At 41.6% G+C, this 22,386-nt stretch carries 18 protein-coding genes; 13 read left to right on the top strand and 5 right to left on the bottom strand.

The annotated features are described in order from the left end of the window. Nucleotides 1–165 precede the first annotated feature (165 nt). Nucleotides 166–417 carry a hypothetical protein gene (locus IQ31_RS23840; RefSeq protein ID WP_145330559.1) on the bottom strand — a complete coding sequence of 84 codons (252 nt, stop codon included), beginning with the start codon at nt 415–417 and terminating at the stop codon, nt 166–168. A 261-nt stretch (nt 418–678) separates the two neighbouring features. On the opposite strand from IQ31_RS23840, the gene IQ31_RS23835 reads away from it, so the two are divergent. Beyond that, nucleotides 679–1,269: a YciE/YciF ferroxidase family protein gene (locus tag IQ31_RS23835; protein ID WP_075992554.1), complete on the top strand. Its 591-nt coding sequence runs from the start codon at nt 679–681 to the stop codon at nt 1,267–1,269. A gap of 221 nt (nt 1,270–1,490) precedes the next feature. Here the strand turns inward: IQ31_RS23835 and IQ31_RS23830 are convergent, their stop codons facing one another. Beyond that, nucleotides 1,491–1,982, bottom strand: a complete 492-nt coding sequence (locus IQ31_RS23830; protein ID WP_145330557.1) for a low affinity iron permease family protein — start codon at nt 1,980–1,982, stop codon at nt 1,491–1,493. Between the two features lie 132 nt (nt 1,983–2,114). Beyond that, on the bottom strand, nt 2,115–2,996 hold the full coding sequence (locus IQ31_RS23825; protein WP_145330555.1) for an AraC family transcriptional regulator: 882 nt from the start codon (nt 2,994–2,996) through the stop codon (nt 2,115–2,117). 162 nt (nt 2,997–3,158) lie between these two features. Here IQ31_RS23825 and IQ31_RS23820 point away from each other — a divergent pair, with 162 nt between their 5' ends. The 7 genes from IQ31_RS23820 (at nt 3,159) to IQ31_RS23790 (ending at nt 10,738) form a co-directional block, all read left to right on the top strand. After that, on the top strand, nt 3,159–3,587 hold the full coding sequence (locus IQ31_RS23820; protein WP_244294568.1) for an L-rhamnose mutarotase: 429 nt from the start codon (nt 3,159–3,161) through the stop codon (nt 3,585–3,587). Between the two features lie 45 nt (nt 3,588–3,632). Further along, nucleotides 3,633–4,679, top strand: a complete 1,047-nt coding sequence (locus tag IQ31_RS23815; protein ID WP_145330553.1) for an alpha-L-fucosidase — start codon at nt 3,633–3,635, stop codon at nt 4,677–4,679. A gap of 48 nt (nt 4,680–4,727) precedes the next feature. Further along, the gene (locus IQ31_RS23810; RefSeq protein WP_145330550.1) at nt 4,728–5,948 is read left to right on the top strand and encodes an enolase C-terminal domain-like protein; all 1,221 of its coding nucleotides are present in this window, start codon (nt 4,728–4,730) and stop codon (nt 5,946–5,948) included. 9 nt (nt 5,949–5,957) lie between these two features. Further along, nucleotides 5,958–7,601, top strand: coding sequence for a sodium:solute symporter (locus IQ31_RS23805; protein WP_145330548.1), 1,644 nt, complete (start codon nt 5,958–5,960; stop codon nt 7,599–7,601). A gap of 57 nt (nt 7,602–7,658) precedes the next feature. Further along, on the top strand, nt 7,659–8,429 hold the full coding sequence (locus IQ31_RS23800; protein WP_075994786.1) for an SDR family NAD(P)-dependent oxidoreductase: 771 nt from the start codon (nt 7,659–7,661) through the stop codon (nt 8,427–8,429). Between the two features lie 99 nt (nt 8,430–8,528). Beyond that, nucleotides 8,529–9,695, top strand: coding sequence for an alpha-hydroxy acid oxidase (locus IQ31_RS23795; RefSeq protein ID WP_075992560.1), 1,167 nt, complete (start codon nt 8,529–8,531; stop codon nt 9,693–9,695). Between the two features lie 383 nt (nt 9,696–10,078). Further along, complete coding sequence (locus tag IQ31_RS23790) at nt 10,079–10,738, top strand: DUF6266 family protein (protein ID WP_145330546.1); 660 nt, start codon at nt 10,079–10,081, stop codon at nt 10,736–10,738. Between the two features lie 102 nt (nt 10,739–10,840). Here the strand turns inward: IQ31_RS23790 and IQ31_RS27540 are convergent, their stop codons facing one another. Together IQ31_RS27540 and IQ31_RS23785 are read right to left on the bottom strand one after the other, a co-directional pair. Beyond that, the gene (locus IQ31_RS27540; RefSeq protein WP_167512273.1) at nt 10,841–11,011 is read right to left on the bottom strand and encodes a hypothetical protein; all 171 of its coding nucleotides are present in this window, start codon (nt 11,009–11,011) and stop codon (nt 10,841–10,843) included. An 80-nt stretch (nt 11,012–11,091) separates the two neighbouring features. After that, a complete protein-coding gene (locus tag IQ31_RS23785) occupies nt 11,092–12,699 on the bottom strand; it encodes a fimbrillin family protein (protein ID WP_145330543.1) in 1,608 nt (535 codons plus the stop codon). 513 nt (nt 12,700–13,212) lie between these two features. On the opposite strand from IQ31_RS23785, the gene IQ31_RS23780 reads away from it, so the two are divergent. The 5 genes from IQ31_RS23780 to IQ31_RS23760 all read left to right on the top strand — a co-directional run bounded on the left by IQ31_RS23780 (nt 13,213) and on the right by IQ31_RS23760 (nt 22,384). Continuing rightward, nucleotides 13,213–13,542 carry a DUF6660 family protein gene (locus IQ31_RS23780; protein ID WP_145330541.1) on the top strand — a complete coding sequence of 110 codons (330 nt, stop codon included), beginning with the start codon at nt 13,213–13,215 and terminating at the stop codon, nt 13,540–13,542. A gap of 152 nt (nt 13,543–13,694) precedes the next feature. Continuing rightward, complete coding sequence (locus IQ31_RS23775) at nt 13,695–18,017, top strand: CusA/CzcA family heavy metal efflux RND transporter (RefSeq protein ID WP_145330539.1); 4,323 nt, start codon at nt 13,695–13,697, stop codon at nt 18,015–18,017. Between the two features lie 7 nt (nt 18,018–18,024). Beyond that, nucleotides 18,025–19,335 carry an efflux RND transporter periplasmic adaptor subunit gene (locus IQ31_RS23770; protein WP_145330538.1) on the top strand — a complete coding sequence of 437 codons (1,311 nt, stop codon included), beginning with the start codon at nt 18,025–18,027 and terminating at the stop codon, nt 19,333–19,335. A gap of 34 nt (nt 19,336–19,369) precedes the next feature. Next, entirely contained in the window at nt 19,370–21,403 is a 2,034-nt protein-coding gene (locus tag IQ31_RS23765) for a heavy metal translocating P-type ATPase (RefSeq protein ID WP_145330536.1), read from the top strand. 183 nt (nt 21,404–21,586) lie between these two features. After that, on the top strand, nt 21,587–22,384 hold the full coding sequence (locus IQ31_RS23760) for a GIY-YIG nuclease family protein (RefSeq protein WP_145330534.1): 798 nt from the start codon (nt 21,587–21,589) through the stop codon (nt 22,382–22,384). Nucleotides 22,385–22,386: the final 2 nt, after the last annotated feature.

Below are 22,386 nucleotides of genomic sequence, written 5' to 3'. Positions count from 1 at the left end.
TCGAGAAGCTAGGGTTTGGAACTGTTATATTTTACGTATTTAAATCGAAAACGGTGTTGTTTACGTAAATGCATCGTACAAATTCGTATTATACCATGATTAAAGCTTTTATGTCAATTTCGGAACATCAAAAATAAATTACTCAGCTAAACTAAAAACAGGCAGCTATGAAACAGTTGTTTTTTGGCTGGGTATCTCCGGTTCTTCCTCGGCAATGCCTAGGTCTATTTCTTCATCCGTTTTAGAATCTTCCTGATCAATTTCCAGTTGTTGATCCGGTGTGTTTTCCGGTAGATCTTCTTCATGCTCGTCCGGAATATCGTTCGGAAGATTTTCGGGACCTGATTGTGATACGATCGTTGAACCGAGAATGGCCATACCTCGATGGGCATCCTGAGTTGTGCAATTTTTATTCATGCTACATTTAATTTATAATCATTTGTTGATGAACCACCGCTGTTGCTTGATCGTTAACTGTGTTAGTACGCAATTTAGCATGATTTGTACGTTAATTGTAGCGTGGTTCTTCTTTTGGGGCCTTGTATCGGAAAAACGTGTTTTTACTGGAGATATGTGGTAAATGCTTGATTTGAAAGTATCAGCGTGATTTGCTGAACGAAAAAAGTTTGAGATCTGTTTATTTGACGAACAGCTCTTCGGAGCAAAAAACTTATTATTATGGCAACAACATCAGCAGACAAAAGCAAAACAAGCACAAAATCAGGTAGCACATCAACTTCAGCATCTGCTTCGGAAGGAAGAAAGCTACGTGCCGAGGCAGGTGCAGCAAAAGATTTAGCGGAATTATTTGAAGATGGTCTAAAAGATATTTACTGGGCTGAGAAAGCGCTGACAAAGGCACTTCCTAAGATGGAAAAAAATGCAAGTTCAAAACAATTGAAATCTGCTATTTCTAAACATTTGGCGGAAACAGAAACGCATGTGGGGCGCCTCGAACAATGTTTTGAGTTTATAGGAGTGAAAGCAAAAGCTGAAAAATGCGAAGCGATGGCGGGCTTGGTTGAAGAAGCAGAAAGCCTTATGAAAGAAACAGAAGTCGGGTCTGTTCGGGATGCCGCTATTATTGCTGCGGCTCAAAAGGTGGAACATTATGAAATTGCTACTTATGGCACACTGGCGGCTTTTGCAAAAGTGCTGGAACATAAGGATGCTTTGAAATTGCTACTTGAAACACTGGATGAGGAAAAGAAATGTGACGAAGATCTAAGTGCGCTGGCCGATACAAATCTTAATTCGAAAGCTAAATAGGTAGCTGTCTATAACACGATTGTGAAAACCGAAGAAAATGATCAGTAAGTGTGTTGCTAAAAGCACCTATGTAAAGAAAGTATAAAAGGCTCAATCCAATTTTGCTGGGACTTTTCCAAAAAATGAGCTATGAAATACTCTAATATGGGAAGCACGGCTTTACAATTTATAATAATCCCCATTACGGGGATTTATTTTTTTATCATTAATAATTTGAAATGCTAATCCGTCTTGTCTGTTCTGTTACCGTTTGTGGCGGCGTGTCTTTCTTTTCGAGCCTTCATTTTAAAAGCGTGATTTTCCTTTGCGGCATCAATTGAATGTGTGCAGGTAAGGTCACCTTCCTGAAGCGCCAATTTAGCGACGTGGGCATAAAATTTTGCAAGCTGATCAAGTTCTTCTTCACTGAGATCTTCCAAATTAACCATTCTATTGCTAGTGCCCTCGTGAGAGGCAATCAATTCATTGAGCTTGAGGTGGATTGCCTTTGAATCCTTATTCTGCGATTTTTGAATAAGAAATACCATTAGAAAAGTAACAATGGTCGTACCTGTATTGATGACCAGTTGCCAGGTTTCAGCGTAGTTAAATATGGGACCACTCACTGCCCAAATGATAACTGTAGAGGTTGCAATAATAAATGCTGCTGAACTACCAGTTGCGTGTGTCGCCCAGTTTGAGAACCGTTCAAATAAGTTTTTTCTCTTTTTCATTGCTAAACTTTAAGTTTCTATAGAGACCCCACTGAAACTGAATTTGTTTGCATTTATTAGCTTTATCTTAAAAGATCCGTTCTTCAAAGGTTTGTCTGCTCCATAGCTAAGAATAGCCTACCTGCTTTGTTGCTACTGCCGTATTTGAGCTTTGTACTGACTAGGTGTGATTCCTTTAATTGACTTGAAAATTTTATTAAAGTTTGAAAGGCTATTAAAACCACAAGCATAAGCAATGTGCGTGATTTGATGCTTATTTTCAACAATCAATCTACAGGATTCACTAATGCGCACCTCATTGACAAACTGGACGAAGGTTTTCTGCGTACGGGATTTTAAGTAACGGCAAAAGGAATGTTTCGACATATTAGATAGCTGCGCAACTTGATCCAATTGAATTTCTCTAGTATAGTTGTTAAAAACGAATTTAAAGATGCTGTCAATTTTACTATTGTCAATAGGACTATAGTTGTGGGTGTATCCCGCGCTGGAGAGGTAATCAAATTCATCTGTGGATAACATCAATTCGATAATCTCCAATAACAAAATGGTTTTCTCAAAGCCATAATCCAGCTGTACGATCTTTTTTAGCTTTACCTTTAATTTTTCCTTTGTTGCACCACGGAATAGGAGACCACGTTTTGAGGCCGAAAAGAATGCTTCGATTTTGTGTGTCTGAAAGAAATGCCCTAAAACTTTAATCATTAATTTAGGTTCTATATACAAGGCCAAAGAGCGGGAAGTCCTTGTCTCCGCGATGGCCGAGCCCGGGCAATTTATATTGTTATTGTGCCAAACATGTGGCAGATCGGGTCCTACAAAAGTGAGTTCATCAGAAACAAAGTTACTCACATTATCTCCAATGATCCGTTTTCCCTCACTTTCCACAATATAGGTCATTTGACAGGCGCTATGAAAGTGAAATTCGGTGGAGAAGAATGGTCGCTGCACATCTTTGGTCGCAAAAGTCGTAATAGCTGCACCTTCCAGAATTTTTGCAAAAACAGGTTTCATGCGTTTGGTTATTTTAATTAAGAGCAAGTAATATAGCTTATTTTGTCCTAAAAAGAGGTAAAAAGAGGTAAAAATGTTAATATAGTGGGAGAAATAAGCAATCTAGCAGTAGTCACGGTACTGTTAAGCGCGTAATTTCGTATAAAATAACGCGTAGAACTTATGAATCCTAAATTATATCCTTATAGCATGATGATCGTCTTTGTCGTATTTTGTGCGACAGCCTTTCGGTCTACAGAAAGAAGCCACCCTATGGCTCGCTATGCATCTATAACAGGATTAAAAGCAGAGAAAGTAGCTTATTATAAGAAACTTCATGCCAAGGTTTGGCCCACGGTACTTCGAAAGATCAAGGCATGTCATATCCGCAATTATTCTATTTTTTTGAAGGAAATAGACGGTAAATTTTTTCTTTTTAGCTATTTCGAATATGTAGGACAAAATTTCAAGCTTGATATGCAGAAGATGGCGTCCGATCCAGAGACACAGCGTTGGTGGAAAGAAACGGATCCTTGTCAGCAACCCCTGTCCGATGCACAGGAGAAAGGGGAGATATGGTCTGGTATGGCGGAAGTATTCCATACGGAATAAAGAAAGAAAAAGAATGAATGCTATAATAACCAACATTATATAACCATGAGAAAGAAATTATTATTTAGTTTGACACTTGCTGTATTGGGAACAAATCTTTGTGCGCAGACAAAGACTATTGTACCTGTTCCATCGATACACCCCAATGCTTATCAGCGGGAGCAAATTGACCGAAAATATGGTATGTTCGTTCATTTTGGCATGAATACATTTCATGACCAGGAGTGGACAGACGGATCTAAACCTGCTAGCTCGTATGCGCCATCGGCTATTGAGGTTAAACAGTGGGTTTCAACGGCAAAGGAAGCTGGGATGAAGTACATGATTTTGGTTACGAAACATCATGAAGGTTTTTGTTTATGGGATAGTAAGTATACGGACTACGATGTGGCGAGTTCTTCAAACGCGACAAATGTTGTGCAGGAGCTGGCTAAAGAATGCGCCAAACAGGGGATACGCCTTGGTTTGTATTATTCTTTATGGGACCGAAAGCAGAACCCCAATGTAAAAGACATGTCTGCAGATGCAGCATATAATCAATATATGTTGAACCAGCTTAGTGAGTTGGTTGATATGACCAAAAAGTATACAGATATCGTTGAGCTTTGGCTGGACGGTGGCTGGGAAAAAGAGAGCTATCGATGGCCCACGCAGGCGATTTACAATTTGATCAAGAAAAAGGTTCCCGGGTGTCAAATTGGTATAAACTGGAGTATAGGATCACCTGAGAACACAGACAAACACATTGTTTTGCCGAAAGATCAGCAGAATTATTATCCTATACGTTACTTTCCAAGTGACTTTAGGCTAGGCGATCCCTATCTTCCGATCAATCCTGATCCTAAGCTTTTTATGGCCAACGGGAATACTTACTACATGCCTTTTGAGACAACAGTGGTACTTGGAGAACGCTGGTTTTATAATACTACAGACAAGAAGTATAAGTCTTTGGAAGAGCTTGCGGGGATTTATCAGACCGCAACCGCACAAGACAATATCCTGATCTTAAACGTTGGTCCCAATCGGATGGGACGCATAAAGGATTCGGATGTTGACATTTTGCGCAAATTAAAGGATAAGTTAAAGTTGTAATTCAAAATAGATTAACCTAAACACTAAAAACAAGTACGTTAAGATTTTATGATAAAGACGTTTGATATTCAGGATCGGAGATTTCCTTTGGCTACAGGTGCGGGCAGTGATGCGATTCACAAGGATCCGATCTATTCTTATGCTGTGACTCGATTGGCAGATGATAAGGGGCGCGTAGGCACAGGTCTGGCTTTTACACTGGGAGCAGGAAATGAGCTGGTCTGTCGTGCTGCAGCTTTCTATGCCGAACGATTGAAAGGGATTCCAATTGAAGATCTTATGGCAAATTTTGGTCAATTGTTTAATAAGTTGAGCAACGAACAGCAATTTCGTTGGTTGGGTCCCCATAAAGGTATCGTTCATCTGGCCCTAGCTTCGGTAACAAATGCCTGTTTTGACCTCTGGGCTAAAACGAGAGGAGTTCCACTTTGGAAGCTGTTAACCGACCTCAGTGCTGAAGAGATTGTCAATACGTTGGATCTTTCCTATTTGGAAGATGAGTTTACAAAGGGTGAAGCCATCAGCCTGTTGGAGTCGACTATCTCAACTGGTCATAAAAGAATGGACATTATTGAAAAGGGCTATGCGGGCTACGATACATCAGTAGGCTGGTTTAACTATTCTGATGAAAAAGTACGGGAGAATTGTAAACGTGCTTTAGATAACGGTTTCTCCGCAATGAAACTCAAAGTAGGTAGTGAAGATACATTACGGGATATCCGTCGTGCGCATATTGTACGGGAGGTTGCGGGTGATGAAGCTAAAGTAATGCTCGATGCGAATCAGCAATGGACGCTACCTCAGGCGCTATCCATCTGTCAAGAGCTTAAGGAGATGAATCCTTTTTGGGTAGAGGAGCCGACACATCCCGACGACATTGTTGGACATAAACGCTTAGCCGAGCACATTGCGCCGATAAAAGTTGCCATGGGTGAGCATGTGCCGAACCGTATCTTGTTTAAAAATTACCTTCAAATGGGTGCGGCGGGATTTGTACAGGTGGATGCTGTTCGGGTCGGCGGCGTGAGCGAGTTTATTTCAGTGAGTCTACTTTGTCGAAAATACAATATTCCTGTTGTACCGCATGTCGGTGATATGGGGCAGCTTCATCAGCATCTTGTTTTGTTTAACCATATAAGCCTTGGGCATGAGGCTTTGTTTTTGGAGCATATTCCACACCTAAAGTCTCATTTTGTACATCCTGTGTCTATAGCGAATGGCGTGTACCGTACCCCAATGGATGTGGGAAGCAGTTGTGATTTGTTATAAGTTGACGTTATGTTAGGAAATTTAGATTTAGGTATCGCCATCTTTTATATTGTGTTGATTTTGGTTGTCGGCATATTGGCTGGATCAGGGCGATTTAAGAAAGTGAAGGAAATAAGCGCTGAAGGGTATTTTTTGGCTGGAAAGACACTTCGGTGGCCAGCCATTGGGTTGGCGCTTTTTGCAACTAATATTTCAACGGTACATCTGGTTAGTTTGGCACAGAGCGGATTTGATACAGGCTTGCTTAACGGCAACTTTGAATGGATGGCTGCCTTTACTTTAATCTTACTGGCGCTTTTTTTTGTGCCATTTTACCTCAAATCGGGTGTTACAACTTTGCCTGACTTTCTGGAACGGCGTTATGATCGTTCCAGCAGAGATTGGCTCACGTTTATATCCATACTATCGGCCATTGTTATTCATATCGCTTTTTCGATGTTGGCCGGAGGGATTGTGCTACGAACACTTTTTGGATTTAATATGTATTTGAGTATTACGGTAATCTGTGTGATAACTGGAATATATACGATATTGGGTGGGCTGCGCGCTGTTGTGGTGACGGAATCTATCCAGACAATTGTGTTGCTTGCAGGAGCTTTTATTATCAGTTTTGCAGCTTTTGACAAGATGGGCGGTTGGATGCCGATGAAAGCTGTTCTGGCGCAGGATAATGCCCTTGATCGTCTTTCTATGCTCCGTGGTAGCAACGATGGAAGTGGAATGCCTTGGTATGCCGTATTGTTTGGCTATCCGATTTTAGGCATCTGGTACTGGTGTGCCGATCAGACCATTGTTCAGCGCGTTTTAGGAGCCAAGGACGAAAACCATGGACGTGTGGGTGCCCTTTTTTGTGGTTTTCTGAAAATTTTGCCTGTATTTATTTTTGTGCTTCCGGGGCTATTTGCGTATACGCTGTTTAAAACAGGTCAATTTGATTTAAGCAGTCTTGGCGTAGACCATCAGGGGCAGGTCAATTCAAAAGGTATCTATACACTCATGATTACGCAACTTTTGCCTTCAGGATTGATCGGTGTGTTGGTAGCGGCGCTCTTATCGGGTTTAATGAGTCAGATATCGGGTGCGCTAAATTCGATATCGACCATGGTGAGTTACGATATCTTTAAACAGCGACGCTCTGCTGCTTCCGATGGACAGCTGATTCGTATCGGGAAAATTGCCGCAGTTATTGCCATGGGATTTTCCCTGGCTCTTTTACCACTATTGGATCGCTATGAGAGTATTTTTTATGGCATAAATGATGTGATTGCTCATATTGCACCACCAATAACCTGCGTGTTTCTTTTAGGTGTTTTTTGGAAAGGAGCATCAGCAACAGCTGCAAAACTTACCCTGTGGATAGGTTCTGTTTTGGGGGTTGCCGTATTTTTGCTGAATAAGCTGCTACCTGACTCGTGGGTAGGGCAGACACCATTTATGATGATGGCTTTCTATCTGTTTTTGATCTGTATGTTACTTCAGGTTTTGTTATCGTATAAGTATCCCGTGCAGCATACTGCACAAAGTCGGGATTTGTACTGGAAGAACCCCGTGGATCCACTTCGGGGAAAAGCCTGGTCGGGTATCGGGAATTACCGTATTTTGTCTGCATTGCTGTTAGCTATTGTCGTGATTTTATATGTAATTTTCAACTAATTTTTAATTTGTTCCGATTCTTTGGAACTTGATGCTAAATACAAGAATAATAAAAACGTGAAAACCTTAGAAGATAAAATAATATTGATTACAGGAGGAACTGCTGGAATCGGTTTGGAATGTGTAAAAGCCTATGTCAGAGCAGGGGCAAAGGTTGCTTTTATTGGTCTCGATCAAGGATCGGTAGATGCTACAGCTGAACTGATCGGTGCGCCACATATCGGTATCTGTGCGGATGTTACGCAAGCCCGCGAAGTTGACCTGGCCATCCAAAAGACTGTTGCTGTTTTTGGGCGGCTGGATGCAATCCATAACAATGCTGGTCTGGCAAGCCCAGCAAAGCCTTTGCATGAAACTACGGATGATGAATGGACAAGGTTGCTGGAAACCAACATGAAAAGTGTTCTTCTGACTACACGGTATGGCTACCCTCATTTAAAGGAATCTGCGGGTTGTATTCTAAATACGAGCAGTTTAGTGGGGGATATTGGCCAGGAGAACCACGCGGCATATGCCGCCACAAAGGGTGCTATCAACGCGTTGACAAAATCTATGGCCATAGACTATGCGTCTGTCGGTATTCGTGTCAATTCGGTTATGCCTGCAGCTGTTATGACACCCATGCTCAACAAATGGACACTGGAGCAAGCGCATCCAACACAGGTTTTTGACTTTTTGAAGGATATTCATTTGCTGGGATACTGTCCCGAGGGTGATGTTATTGCCGATGCCTGTGTGTTTCTGCTGTCAAACCAAGCACGCTTTATCACAGGGGTAAATCTACCTGTAAGTGGTGGTGCCGAATTGGGGTATCGCAGAAATGTATGACAGATTTTTTTATATTAGCTACAATTAGCTTGCATTTGAAATGCAATTTTTCTAAGTTTGGCGCGCAGTCATAGACTGTTTATAAATAATATATCAATCATGAGCCAGAAATTTATATATAATACACGTTATCCTTCTGTTGAAGATCTAAAGATTAAAGCGAAGAAAAGGATTCCCCGATTTGCATTTGATTATCTGACCGGAGGTGCAAATGAAGAATTGAACCTTGCCAGAAATGAGAATGATTTTGATAATATTCTGTTGAAGCCGCAATATCTGCTTGCGAGCGAAGAAATAGACCTATCTGTAGAATTATTCGGTCGTCGTTACAGTGCACCTTTTGGTGTTTCACCTATCGGACTTCAGGGATTGATGTGGCCGAATGCGCCTGAAATTCTTGCGAAAGCGGCAGCAAAAAATGATATTCCCTATATTTTGAGTACAGTATCAACAAGTAGTATTGAACGTATTGCCGAGGTATCTGATGGGAAAGCCTGGTTTCAGCTCTATCATCCTACGGAAAACAGGTTGCGCGATGATATTATTAAACGTCTGGAGGCTGTTGAATGTCCGGTATTGGTAGTTCTGGTGGATGTGCCTGCTTTTGGACTTCGTTATCGTGAAATAAAAAGCGGATTGTCTATGCCACCTAAAATGAGTATCGCCAATATTTTGCAAACTTTTGCCTGTCCAACTTGGGGGATAGAAACATTAAGGCATGGAATACCTTCTTTTGCAACATTGAAGCCTTACATGGAAAAGGGACTTGATTTAGCGCAGCTGGGACAGTTTATGAACAGAACATTTACGGGTAAAGTTGATGTTGAGAAAATTAAAGCTATTCGGGATCTTTGGAAAGGGCCCCTGGTGCTTAAAGGGATTGCCACCGATGAAGATATGCAGGCTGCTATCGCATTGGGCGTTGATGGAGTCATTGTGTCAAATCATGGTGGACGACAGCTCGATGCAAGTGAATCTTCGATCAATTCATTGATCCACTTGGCGAGCAACCCAGACTATAAAAAGAAGATAAAAATCATGTTAGATGGTGGTATTCGATCAGGGGTTGACCTCGCGCGGGCACATGCAGTTGGATCGGATTTCAATTTTATGGGAAGACCATTTATGTATGGGGTTGGCGCATTGGGCAATGAAGGTGGGGAACATACAATCAATATGTTTAAGACGCATTTGTTTCAGGTTATGAAGCAATTGAGTCTTTCAAAGATTGAAGATTTTCCAAAACGTCTGCAGGCTGTCCTGTAACTGCAGCAGTAGGTCGAGTTTCCGATCCAGCCTTGGGCTGGCAATAAGACCTACGATAAAAAGAAGAAGATGTCTCTTATGTTTGTATTAAGCAAATGTAGGAGACATTTTTTTTACGTTATAGTTCGCATGAAAGGTCGTCGGCTTTTACCTTTTCTCCTTTAGTTCTTAGATGCAACAGATGGTAATCAAATTCCACTTTTAAACAGTGCTTGTTCAGTGCTCGTTCAGTGCTTGTTCAGTGCTTGCTCAGTGAAGACTGAATAAACAGTGACTAATTACTGTCTAAGTATTGATTGAAAACTGTTTTTAGCTATAATTTGGTATGCGTATTTTTCCGTATTAATGTTTATCTTTATTATCTATAACATAATCAAGTAATTATGGCAATAGTCAAAAATGGTGTAAATGGAACTGTTTCCGGGAAAGCAGGTTCTGTTGTGTTTGTGTCGACTAAAACAGGAAATTATGTACGATCTCTCCCTAGCGTTAAAAAACGGGAGCCCACTCCTAAGCAACTGCTGAGTAGAAAACGCTTCAAAATTGTGAGGTCACATATTAGCCAGTTAAAACCGATCATCAATATGGGGTATAAGGTGTACAGCTATCCTAAACGGGCATACGATATAGCGATGTCTTATAATCTGAATAAAGCACTTATCCAGGAAGAAGACGGTTTTGTCGTTGATTGGTCGAAATTTATGATTGCCAAAGGAAGCCCCAATCCCATTACTTCCTACACAATGGATTTCGATCAAGAAAACCAAGTGCTTCAGGTCACCTGGGAATATGATGCTTATCTGGAGGAAAAGTTTGACACGGGATCTTACGATTCGTTCTTAATCCTGTATAATGCAGCGGATCATGGGGGCGGGTATCCACTTGTGATGAACGATTTGAAAAGCAGCTTAATGTCTGGCAAACAAAATGTTGAAATTCCAAAAAATAGAAAGGAAGTGACCTATGAGGTGTATATCTTTTTTATCGAAAGTTATGGTGGAGGTAATACAGACAGTCTGCACTTGGGTACGCTAAAGGTTTGACAATAAAAAATATGGATGACACGATCGTCTATTATAAAATTGCATAAAAAGGGGCAATTCATTTTTGACTGCCCCTTCCTTTTGTTTACTGTTGAAAATAGTTTACCAGTCGATATTTCTATTATCTGTTGATCCTACTTCCCATTGTTCGTTTACTTTACCGCTGTTGGCATCTTCTGGTCTGGCATATGCCGAACCAGCTGCAATACCTTGTTCAAGTTCGATTGTCGTTGTATTAATTTTGGGGGCGATGTACGCTAATTTCTTTTCCATAATAGCTATTTTTTACGTGCTGTTTTTCTTTGTTATACGCAGCAAGATTTAGTCTTTCCGATTATTGATCTATTTATTGATTATTGGCAAGGGATTTTCTTCTTTCCGGCACCTATACCCTTGATAATAGTACGTCCATCAACAAGTTGGGTTACTTTTACGGTGTTGCTTTGTGTTGCACTCCAAGGGAATGTGTTGAAGCTGTTGCCATTCACGAGTTTAAGTTCGTATAAAGGACCGCCGGATGTTTTACTACCAAACATGGTCACCTGGCCAGTTCTGCTAATCACAACCTTAACGAGAGGATTTGTACTGGTACCTTTCATGTTGTACACTTCGTCAATTCTTTTGCCCGTTTCGATATTGTTGCCAGCGTATTTGCTTCCGTCGAAAAATTGGATATTTTGTGTAGAGGCAACCGCATTTGATTGAAATTGAATTTCCTGTTTTGCTAATTTGACACCATTTACTTCCAGATTGAATGCATTGTCTAGTTCGGTAATGTCGAAAACAAAACCATAGTCTGCCGCTGGAGCGGTAAAGCTTCTGTCGATGGCTGTTCCATTGGCATAGAATTTACCGTCTTTCATAATACCCGTTTTACCACCCGATGTTGTTGCTGGATAGCTCCAGTTCAAGCCATTGCTGGTTACATCTTGTGTACAGGTTCTGAAGTTAAGTTTCAGATCGTATTTTTGTCCAGGATTGATCTTAACATTTGGAATGGTGATGTTTGTTTTGGTTTCACCATCAAGAGTTAGACTGCCGAGCATCAATGTCCCGTTGCTGGTGGTGGGGTGAATCAATAATGATGGGTTACTGATGATAGTACGTAAGCCATTTCCTAAAGCCGGGAATTGCGTGGTCACACCAGCGTTGTTCAAGCCATTGTACGTTAATGTTTCATCTGAGAATTTTAAATTTGCACTACTGTGACTAGGTTTTAGTACTGCAGTCCCGATTTGAGTGATGGCCCCGGTCATACTTGGATCCATGCTCAATGTTGTGGTGATTTGGCTAAATCTGTGTTTTAACACAGCATTTAAATTGTTTACACCATTTTTTAACGTTAATGTGCCTGTGTAATACATTAAGTCGCCACTTATATTGTTTAAGCTGGCTGTGGATAGTGTGTTTTGATTGTTAATATCCGGTAATGCTGTGGTGCTATTGATCGAATAGGCAATGAACGTATATGATTTTCCGGCGTCAAGAACGATACCTGCGGCAGTAGCTTCCTCACCATAGCTATAATCTTTTGCCGTTACGTAAGCTCCTTGGCTGTCATAGACAACAACTTTATACTTGACGTTTTTGTCCAATGGCTTCTCTTGTGTTTGGACAGCCGCTAGTTTGGGGTTGGATGAAGCAACGAGGCTTTTTGTAACCGCTGAACTGTTTGTTAGGACTACGTCAACTGAGCCTCCGTTTTCTAGCGGTATAGTCATTTCCTGTACATCAGGCGCATTGCTTGATGAATGTGAAGCGTTTGCAGATGCTTGCTTTTGAACAGCATTGTTGTCTGTTTCATTGTAAGCTTCTACGCCCGATAGATTGATTTTAACGACAGTTTCTCCTGTTAACGCGGTGTTTTCTCCGCTTTTGTTACATGAGTAGAGGCTAAGTGCGAAAGCGCTGCAGCCTAGCATGAACAGGTTTGTCAGTCGGCGATGGGGGATTAGATTCATGTTAATTGACATTTTGTTTTGTTATTGATTTTTGATTATTTGATTTCGTTGTTTATTTGTTTTGCAAAAAAAAAATCTTGCAGTTGTATGCCGATTTGTGTTTAAAACATGGTATACCATTGCGTTTTTGTTGCTGTTATTTTTTATCGATGCAATTATATAAATAGCATTTTACTTAATATACTGTATTTGTGTTATCTTGTATTTCTTGTAGAGAAATATCTACAATAGTGTTGTTTTTTATTTATAATGCTGTTTAAACATGTTTTATGTGTTTTTCTGTTAATTACAATTCGTTTTATTTGAATAATAATTTACTTATAATTAATATGTGTATCAGGTGATAGTGCAGTGTAGGGTTGTGCGGTTTTATGAGGCCTAAGGGGTAAAAAAAATGCTCGGTTGAAAGCGCCGCTCTCCTTATTTTATAGGAGGCAATGGAGATGACGCTAACCAATAGATTTCTTGGGGCAAGGGGAGATTTTGATTTATTTTTTTTAAATTTGCGTATTCATGAGGTTAATTGTTTTCATATTGATAGCATATATTATGGGACTTTCTTTTGTTCCCTGCAGTGATTCTAGCAATCGCTGTGAGCAGACTGCTATGGAAATACAATTAAACCAAACGCATAACCATAGTGATGATGCATCTGATGCCTGTTCTATTTTCTGCTATTGCAATTGTTGCAGTGGAAATATAACGGCTTATGCCTATCAATTCCCGCAAATAGATGGTGTCCCGGTATCAATTTATTTTGATAATCGTAATCCTTTACACAATACAGCGATTGTTTCCAGTTATTTTGGAAGCATCTGGCAGCCGCCGAAAGTTAATGCTTAATTTTTCGTAAAAATTCTAAAAACAAATCTGATAGAGCGCGCTATGCTGTTCTTTATTCAGCTTTGTGCTCGGAATCCGTTTGTTGTATTTTATTACGACAAGCGCTGAAGATATTCTAACGAGCTATTATTTAAGCATTAATCACGTATATTGTGTTAGATCATATTATAAAATTTAGCATTAAGAACAAGATCGTTATCGGTTTAATGACCTTGTTGCTTATCATTTGGGGGGCATGGAGTGCGACGAAACTACCCATAGATGCCGTTCCCGATATTACCAATAATCAAGTCCAGATCTTTACCTCTTGTCCAACTCTTGCCGGACAGGAAGTAGAGCAATTGGTGACTTTTCCAATTGAACAAAGTATTGCAACTGTACCCAAAATTGAGGAGATCAGGAGTATTTCACGCTTTGGTCTTTCTGTCATTACCGTTGTTTTTGATGATGATGTAGATATCTATTTTGCCCGTCAGCTGATCGGTGAGCGTTTGAAAGAAGCGGTGGATCAGATTCCACAGGGTATTGGTAAACCTGAGTTGGCTCCAGTAAGTACCGGATTGGGAGAAGTGTATCAATATATCATCCATCCCAAAAAGGGAAGCGAAAAGAAATACAACGCAAAAGATTTGCGAACCATGCAAGATTGGATTGTTGCTCGTCAACTTTACGGAACTCCTGGAATTGCCGAGGTCAATAGTTTCGGTGGTGAGCTTAAACAATATGAAGTAGCTGTTGATCCGAATAGACTTAAAGCGATGAATATCACGATCCCGGAGATATTTACTGCTTTAGAGAAAAATAATCAAAATACAGGTGGTGCCTATATTGATAAAAAACCGAATGCATACTTTATCCGGGGGATTGGACTGGCGACCTCTTTGGAAGATGTCAGAAATATCGCTATCCGAAAATCAGGGTCTATACCGATTTATGTAAAAGATGTTGCAGATGTACGGTTTGGTCATGCTGTGCGCTATGGAGCCTTGACATACAATGGTGAGGTAGATGCTGTGGGTGGTGTCGTCATGATGCTAAAGGGTGAAAACAGCAATGAGGTGGTCAATCGTGTGAAAGAAAAACTACCGACTATTCAAAAATCTTTGCCTGATGATGTGGTCATAGAGCCTTATTTGGACCGGACAGACCTCGTTGGACGTGCGATCAGTACTGTTGAAAAAAATCTGATTGAAGGAGCCTTGATCGTAATTTTTGTCCTGGTATTATTTCTTGGGAACTTGCGGGCAGGTCTTATCGTTGCTTCGGCGATTCCACTGGCGCTGCTGTTTGCACTTGGACTGATGAACGTCTTCGGCGTAAGTGCCAATTTAATGAGTTTGGGTGCGATAGACTTCGGTTTGATTGTGGACGGAGCCGTCATTGTGGTGGAAGCTACGCTACACCACTTAGGCTTACGAAAGTCAACCGAGAAATTGACCCAGGCCGAAATGGACCATGAGGTATTTGAATCTGCTTCAAAGATTCGTACCAGTGCAGCCTTTGGTGAGATCATTATTCTTATTGTCTATATTCCAATTTTAACATTGGTGGGTGTTGAAGGAAAAATGTTTCGTCCAATGGCGCAAACAGTTGGGTTTGCCATTTTCGGGGCATTGATTCTCTCGTTAACCTATATCCCCATGATGTGCGCTCTGTTTCTGCCGAAAAAATACAGCGACAAGAAAACGTTGAGTGACCGGATGATTGCGGGACTACAACGTATATATGGGCCTTTATTACAGAAAGCCATTCGGTTTAAATACCTGATCGTGAGTTTAACTGTTGCCATTTTTGCTTTGTCGGCCTTCTTTTTCAAGAACATGGGGGGCGAGTTTATTCCACAATTGCAGGAAGGCGATTATGCATTCCATTGTATACTTCCTCAGGGAAGCTCGCTTTCGCAAAGTATTGAAACCTCTATGCAGGCTTCCCGGATTATCAAAGAGTTCGATGAAGTGAAAATGGTTGTCGGTAAAACAGGAGCTGCGGAGGTGCCGACAGACCCTATGCCACCTGAAGCGACAGATATTATGGTGGTATTGAAGCCTCAAAAAGAGTGGAAGTCGGGCCGTTCTTATGAAGAACTGGGGAGTGCTATTCTGGAGAAGCTAGAAGTAATCCCGGGTGTCTTCTTTGAGAAAAATCAACCTATTCAAATGCGTTTCAATGAGTTAATGACGGGTATCCGTCAGGATGTTGCTGTAAAGATCTTCGGTGAAAACATCGACTCACTGGCCGCTTACGCCAATGTGGTTGCCGCTCAGATTCAATCTGTTCAAGGGGCAACTTCTCCACAGGTGGAGCGTGTATCTGGTCTCCCGCAAATTAATATCGTTTATGACCGCACCCGTATCGCGAATTATGGATTGACAATTCAGGACGTTAATGATGTGGTGAGTACCGCCTTTGCCGGTCGGAGTACGGGCCAGATCTATGAAAATGAACGTCGCTTTGATCTGGTCGTCAGGTTAGATACAACACACCGAAATAGTATTGATGATGTGCGTAATCTGATGATTCCTACAGATACGGGTACGCAGATCCCTCTTTCTCAGGTTGCTGCCATCGATTATAAATTGGGGCCGGCCCAAATCAGTCGCGAAGCTGGTAAACGAAGAATTGTGATTGGATTTAATGTGGCAGGGCGTGATGTTCAAACCGTAGTAAAGGATATCCAGCAACAATTGGCTGCAAATGTAAAACTTCCCGCGGGTTATTATTTCACCTACGGAGGTCAGTTCGAGAATTTGCAAAAAGCGAGCTCGCGCCTGCTGATTGCTGTGCCAGTTTCCTTATTGCTTATTTTTATGCTGTTGTATTTCACATTCCATTCCTTTAAGCAGGCCACGTTAATTTTTACCGCAATACCAATGAGTGCTATCGGGGGTGTCTTTGCATTGATGTTGCGCGGTATGCCTTTCAGTATTAGTGCCGGTATCGGTTTTATCGCCTTGTTTGGTGTGGCCGTACTCAACGGTATCGTTTTAATTGGGACATTCAATCAGTTGAAAAAAGAGGGCGTCGATGATATTTTTCAACGCGTTAAAGAAGGTACTTTGACCCGTTTACGTCCTGTACTGATGACAGCGACAGTGGCCTCACTGGGCTTTTTACCGATGGCAATAAGTACAAGTGCCGGCGCTGAAGTTCAGAAGCCTTTGGCAACGGTTGTTATTGGCGGACTGATAACGGCAACTTTCCTGACGTTGTTTGTGCTGCCCTTATTGTATATAATTTTTAATTCTAAATTGAATATGAAACGAAGTAGGGATGCTAAGACCTTTGTTACAGTACTTGCTTTCTTATTTATGGCCTTGGGATCTCAGGTGTTTGGCCAAGAGCGCATTTCTGTTACAGAAGCTGTGGAAACTGCACTGAAGAGCAATCGTCAGTTTCAGGTCAACCAGGCTGAAATCGTAGGCGCTGGTTTCAATGTCAAAACGGCGACCGAAATCCCCAAGACCGGGATTTTTGCAGAAAATGAAGATTACCGTCCTACGGATAAGGCCGGCTTATTGAAAATTGGTATAACGCAAAGTATTGCCTGGCCCGGGCTCTATGCGGCGCGCAAGGAGTATTTTAAACAGCAGCTAAAATATGCGAATTTAAATACGGATGTATTGAAAACTGCGATTACCAAAGACGTGAGGACAGCCTATTTTCAACTTTGGTATCTCCAGGATCGCCAAAAGCTGTATATGGAGCTGGATAGCATCTATACAGCCATGTTCAAAGCAACTGAACTTCGCTTCAGAACGGGTGACGTGGCTGCGCTGGACAAGATCGCAGCTGAAGCAAAACTGAAGGAACTGCAAGCACAACTTGTTCAAAACAAAAAGGACATTGTTATCCAGCAACAGCAACTTATGCTCTTGTTGGACCGTAACGAGTGGATGCTCCCATTGGATCAGTCCTTGGAGAAGATTGTCGTGAACGCCAGTCCATCTGAGGAAACAGCACATCCTTTACTTGTTTTACAGCAGCAAAACGTAAATATTGCTTCATCAAATATCAGTGTTCAGAAAAATACAAATAAGCCTGAGTTCTCGGGTCGATTTTTCTCCCAACGTGTTTGGGGAGCCAAAGATCCATTGTCGGGATTTTCGGTCTCCGCATCTTTTCCGGTCTTTAGCCTAGGCGCGTATAAAAGTAAAGTGAAGGCTGCCAACGCTGAAATGGAAGTTCAACAGCGTAAGTTGGAATATGAGACGCAGGCATTCCAGACAAATAAAGGAAACGCACTTGCTGAAATTGACAAGAATAGTGCGTTACTACAATTTTATGAGTCTTCGGGTTTAAAACAAGCTGATGCCATCATTAAAGCGGCTAGTTTGGCTTATAGGACAGGGGAGATCAATTTTGCTGAATTAAGTCAATTTTTAAGTCAGGCCATTGGGATTCGCCAGAATTATTTAGACGTCCTCAATCAGTATAATCAATCAGCAATTCAATATAATTACTTCAATAACAAATAAGTCAGCAATGAAAGTTTTCATAAAGATATTTATCGTATGTATAGCCGTTACTGTTTTTTACGGTTGCGGTTCTAATGAGTCGGAGCCTAAAGGTCAACCGGAGGGAAAGGAAGCGCCTAAATCCGAAGCGGGGCATGAGGAAGGTCCGGTTACCATAGCGGCATTGAGTGCGGCACAAATAAAAGCTGTGGGCATCGTTTTTGGAGGTATTGAAGAGAAGGAACTAACGGCTACAATCAAGGCCAATGGACTTTTAAGTGTACCCAATAACAATAAAGCGAATGCAACGGCGCTTTACGGTGGTGTTGTAAAGTCATTAAACGTGCAGCTGGGTGATCACGTACGCAAGGGGCAGGTGATCGCTACGATCACCAACCCCCAGTTTGTACAGTTGCAGGAGGAATATGTCTCCCTCGCAAGTAAGATTACCTTGGCAGAACAAGAAATGGCAAGGCAACAGGAACTCAATGAAGGTAATGCGGGGGCGCGGAAAAATCTGCAGGCCGCAACAGCAGACTTCAATAGTTTGCGGGCTCGAAAGGCTTCTTTGCAACAACAGATCCAATTGATGGGCATTAATCCCAATAGCGTTAATCTGTCCAATATGCGGACCTCATTAGCCGTAACAAGCCCTATCAATGGAACAGTAAGTAATGTTTTTGCGAAAATTGGGAGTTATGTAGATGTCTCTTCACCCGTGATCGAGATTGTTGACAATAGTCTGTTGCATTTGGATCTGCAGGTGTTTGAAAAGGATCTACCTTTGGTTAAAGTCGGACAGCTCATCAACTTTCAACTGACCAACAACCCGGATAAGACCTATACCGCCAAAGTTTTTACAATTGGATCTTCCTTTGAAAATGATAGCAAGACCATCGCTGTGCACAGTACGGTTGTGGGCAGCAAAGTGGGGTTGATTGATGGGATGAACATCACGGGTATGATCGGTGTCAATAATGTACGGACTCCGGCTGTTCCGAATGATGCAATCGTGGAGGCTGACGGCAAGTATTATATTTTTGTGGAGACAGACAAGAAACCTGAGGAGCATGAAGAAGGGCACGACGATCGCGGGCATGCACACGATGAAGGTGAAGCAAAACATGCGCATAAAAATGAGCAAGAAGCTGGGCAGCATGGCGAAGAACAGGCTAAAAACATCAATTTTGAAAAAATAGAGATTCAAAAAGGCGTGTCTGCTCTGGGATATACGGCGATTACCCCGGTTACCGAAGTTCCTGCTGGAACGAAAATTGTTGTAAAGGGTGCCTTTTTTATCAATGCTAAAATGAGCAATACAGGTGGGCACGAACATTAATTGACAGTATTTGTTAACAGAATCAAAGCAAGTTATGGAACATCAACATCGTTATGATGCACAAGGCAGACAGCTTTGTTGTACACAGACAGAAAAAATATATAGTCAGGCGGGAGCTGAAGACCTTATTGGGAAAGCTCCAGCTTCCAGTCATGGTCATGATCATAGCCATGATGAAGACGGTCACGATCACTCAACGGCAGGGGCTAGTCAGATGCAGTTATTTCTACCCGCGCTAATTTCTTTTATTTTGCTCATTGCAGCAATAGCCATGGATAATTGGATTGCGCAAGCATGGTTTAAGGATTGGGTTCGTTCGGGCTGGTATATCGTATCTTATCTGCCTGTTGGGTTTCCTGTAGTCAGAGATGCCCTAAAGAGTATTGCTAAAGGGGAAATCTTTTCGGAGTTTCTTTTAATGAGTATCGCTACGATAGGAGCTTTTGCGATCAAAGAATACCCAGAAGCTGTGGCGGTGATGTTATTTTATGCTGTAGGCGAGGTATTTCAGACCTTGGCGGTGAGTAGAGCTAAAAGTAATATTAAGGCACTACTGGATCAGCGTCCGGATGAAGTGACTATTTTGGAGAATGGAAAGAGCAAAGTAATCAAAGCCGCAGACGCAGGTATCGGAGCAATTGTTCAGCTGAAACCTGGCGAAAAGCTCGGGCTCGATGGTGAGTTGCTTTCTGAACAAGGCGCATTTAATACTGCAGCGCTAACTGGCGAGAGCAAGCCAGATACAAAAATGAAAGGTGATGTTGTGCTGGCAGGAATGATTAATATGAACACGGTGAGCCTAATTCGGGTAACAACAGCTTATCAAGATAGCAAACTGAGTAAAATCCTAGAGCTTGTACAGAACGCAACAGCTCAAAAAGCGCCTACTGAACTGTTTATCCGCAAATTTGCTAAGATATATACCCCAATTGTCGTGTTTTTGGCTATTGGAATTTGCCTCCTGCCTTACTTGTTTGTCGATCAATATGTATTTAGCGACTGGTTGTATAGAGCACTCGTATTTTTAGTGATCTCCTGTCCCTGTGCACTCGTCATCTCAATCCCTTTGGGGTATTTTGGTGGAATCGGTGCTGCGAGTAGAAATGGTATACTTTTTAAAGGCAGTAATTTTTTGGATGCGATGGCAGATATCCGGCATGTGGTGATGGATAAAACCGGAACAATGACTGCCGGCGTTTTTAAGGTGCAGGAAATTAAGCTACAGGCTGGTTACGACGAGTCAAGAATTTTAAAGCTCGTCAATAAAATAGAGAGCCACAGTAGCCATCCAGTTGCAACAGCGATTAGGGAATATGCAGGTGCGATCGACGAGTCTATTAATCTCCATAATATAGAAGAAATCGCCGGACATGGATTAAAAGGAATTACTGAAGGCAAAGAGTTGCTGGTGGGTAACTTTAAATTGCTGGACAAATTTAATGTAGCCTATGATATCGATCCGAATAGTATCGTATATACGACCATTGCCATTGCTTTGGACGGTAAATTTGTAGGATTCATGACGATCGCTGATAGCATTAAAGCAGATGCCGCGCTTACAATTCAGCTACTGCATAAGCTCGGTGTAAAAGCAACGATGTTGAGCGGGGATAAGTCGACAGTAGTCGCCTATGTTGCCAAGGAACTTGGAATAGATCAGGCCTATGGTGACCTGCTTCCGGAAGATAAAGTGAATAAGGTCAAGGAAATAAAGGGGCTAAACGAATCTGTTGCTTTTGTTGGTGATGGCGTTAATGATGCTCCGGTTGTCGCACTGAGTGATGTTGGAATAGCGATGGGTGGACTGGGCAGTGATGCGACGATCGAGACGGCAGATGTCGTGATACAGGATGACAAACCTTCGAAGATTCCAACGGCCATTCGCATTGGGAAACAAACGAAAAAAGTTGTTTATCAGAATATTGGCCTTGCTTTTATAGTCAAAGGGATCGTGTTGATTCTTGGAGCTGGAGGTTTGGCAACAATGTGGGAGGCTGTATTTGCCGATGTTGGCGTATCGTTAATAGCGATATTGAATGCCATTAGAATTCAGAAAATGAAATTTTAACAATTGGCGCTAACTTACACCCGCCCTTTTCATTGGATGAAATGAAGGGCGGGTGTATTCCTATTTTTATTCGCTATCATTTATAAATACTAAATATATTAGTATATTTGAGCGTGCAGATCCACGAAGTGAATCGACTATTTTTTAAATTACCTTTGTAAGGTATTACCTGGTGTTAAAGTGATGACGAAAGAGCAAATTGCGGGATTGCTTGAAGGAATTCCCGCTGCAGTCGGCGTATATTATATTTATGATAAGTATGATGCACTAATTTATGTCGGCAAGAGTATCGATATTAGAAATAGGTTATTGCAGCATTTTAGAAGCACAGATTTTAAGGAACGCAAAATCCAAGGAGCAGCCTGCAGAGTTGGATTTGAACTGACTGGCCATGAATTACTAGCGCTATTGCATGAATCTGACCTGATCAAAAAATATCAACCCTATTATAATCGGGCGCAGCGTCGAACCCACTACGGATTTGGCCTTTATCTAGCGGTGAATCCATTGGGCTATCAAGTTCTTCAAGTTGAAACGCTTGATCCCGAGCGAGAGGAGCTAATGACCTTTTCGAGTTACCAGGAGGGGCGCGAGCAATTATTCACTATTGTTGAAGCTTATCAGCTCTGCCAAAAAATAAACAAATTACAGACGTATACGAAACATTGTTTTCAATATATGTTGAAGACCTGCAAAGGGGCATGTATTGCGCAGGAGCTTCCAGATGACTATAATCGAAGAGTGCAGGAATTTGTAGCCTCTTCGGAGCTTCCGATGGGCGAGATATTTTTGGAGTTCTTAGGGCGTAATCCCAAAGAAAAGGGACTTGTTTACTTGTTGGATGGTCGATATAAAGGATTTGGCTACTGTAATAAGCGTGTATATAGCGAAAAGAAAAAGCGAGAAGCCATCATCTTCAAAGCCGACAATAGGGACGTTAGACGTATTTTGAGACGTTATTTCAAACTCAACCCTGTTTAGAT

The sequence above is a fragment of the Sphingobacterium siyangense genome (assembly GCF_007830445.1).
In the GTDB taxonomy this organism is placed as follows: domain Bacteria; phylum Bacteroidota; class Bacteroidia; order Sphingobacteriales; family Sphingobacteriaceae; genus Sphingobacterium; species Sphingobacterium siyangense.
This window is presented reverse-complemented; position numbering and strand designations above follow the sequence as displayed.

Bases quoted from the DNA above. Each gene is read 5' to 3' on its own strand.
- IQ31_RS23760 (WP_145330534.1), top strand. From the start codon at position 21,587: ATGACGAAAGAGCAAATTGCGGGATTGCTTGAAGGAATTCCCGCTGCA.
- IQ31_RS23785 (WP_145330543.1), bottom strand. From the start codon at position 12,699: ATGAATCTAATCCCCCATCGCCGACTGACAAACCTGTTCATGCTAGGC.
- IQ31_RS23770 (WP_145330538.1), top strand. From the start codon at position 18,025: ATGAAAGTTTTCATAAAGATATTTATCGTATGTATAGCCGTTACTGTT.
- IQ31_RS23810 (WP_145330550.1), top strand. From the start codon at position 4,728: ATGATAAAGACGTTTGATATTCAGGATCGGAGATTTCCTTTGGCTACA.
- IQ31_RS23825 (WP_145330555.1), bottom strand. From the start codon at position 2,996: ATGAAACCTGTTTTTGCAAAAATTCTGGAAGGTGCAGCTATTACGACT.
- IQ31_RS23840 (WP_145330559.1), bottom strand. From the start codon at position 417: ATGAATAAAAATTGCACAACTCAGGATGCCCATCGAGGTATGGCCATT.
- IQ31_RS23815 (WP_145330553.1), top strand. From the start codon at position 3,633: ATGAGAAAGAAATTATTATTTAGTTTGACACTTGCTGTATTGGGAACA.
- IQ31_RS23835 (WP_075992554.1), top strand. From the start codon at position 679: ATGGCAACAACATCAGCAGACAAAAGCAAAACAAGCACAAAATCAGGT.
- IQ31_RS23790 (WP_145330546.1), top strand. From the start codon at position 10,079: ATGGCAATAGTCAAAAATGGTGTAAATGGAACTGTTTCCGGGAAAGCA.
- IQ31_RS23780 (WP_145330541.1), top strand. From the start codon at position 13,213: ATGAGGTTAATTGTTTTCATATTGATAGCATATATTATGGGACTTTCT.
- IQ31_RS27540 (WP_167512273.1), bottom strand. From the start codon at position 11,011: ATGGAAAAGAAATTAGCGTACATCGCCCCCAAAATTAATACAACGACA.
- IQ31_RS23795 (WP_075992560.1), top strand. From the start codon at position 8,529: ATGAGCCAGAAATTTATATATAATACACGTTATCCTTCTGTTGAAGAT.
- IQ31_RS23805 (WP_145330548.1), top strand. From the start codon at position 5,958: ATGTTAGGAAATTTAGATTTAGGTATCGCCATCTTTTATATTGTGTTG.
- IQ31_RS23820 (WP_244294568.1), top strand. From the start codon at position 3,159: ATGAATCCTAAATTATATCCTTATAGCATGATGATCGTCTTTGTCGTA.
- IQ31_RS23765 (WP_145330536.1), top strand. From the start codon at position 19,370: ATGGAACATCAACATCGTTATGATGCACAAGGCAGACAGCTTTGTTGT.
- IQ31_RS23830 (WP_145330557.1), bottom strand. From the start codon at position 1,982: ATGAAAAAGAGAAAAAACTTATTTGAACGGTTCTCAAACTGGGCGACA.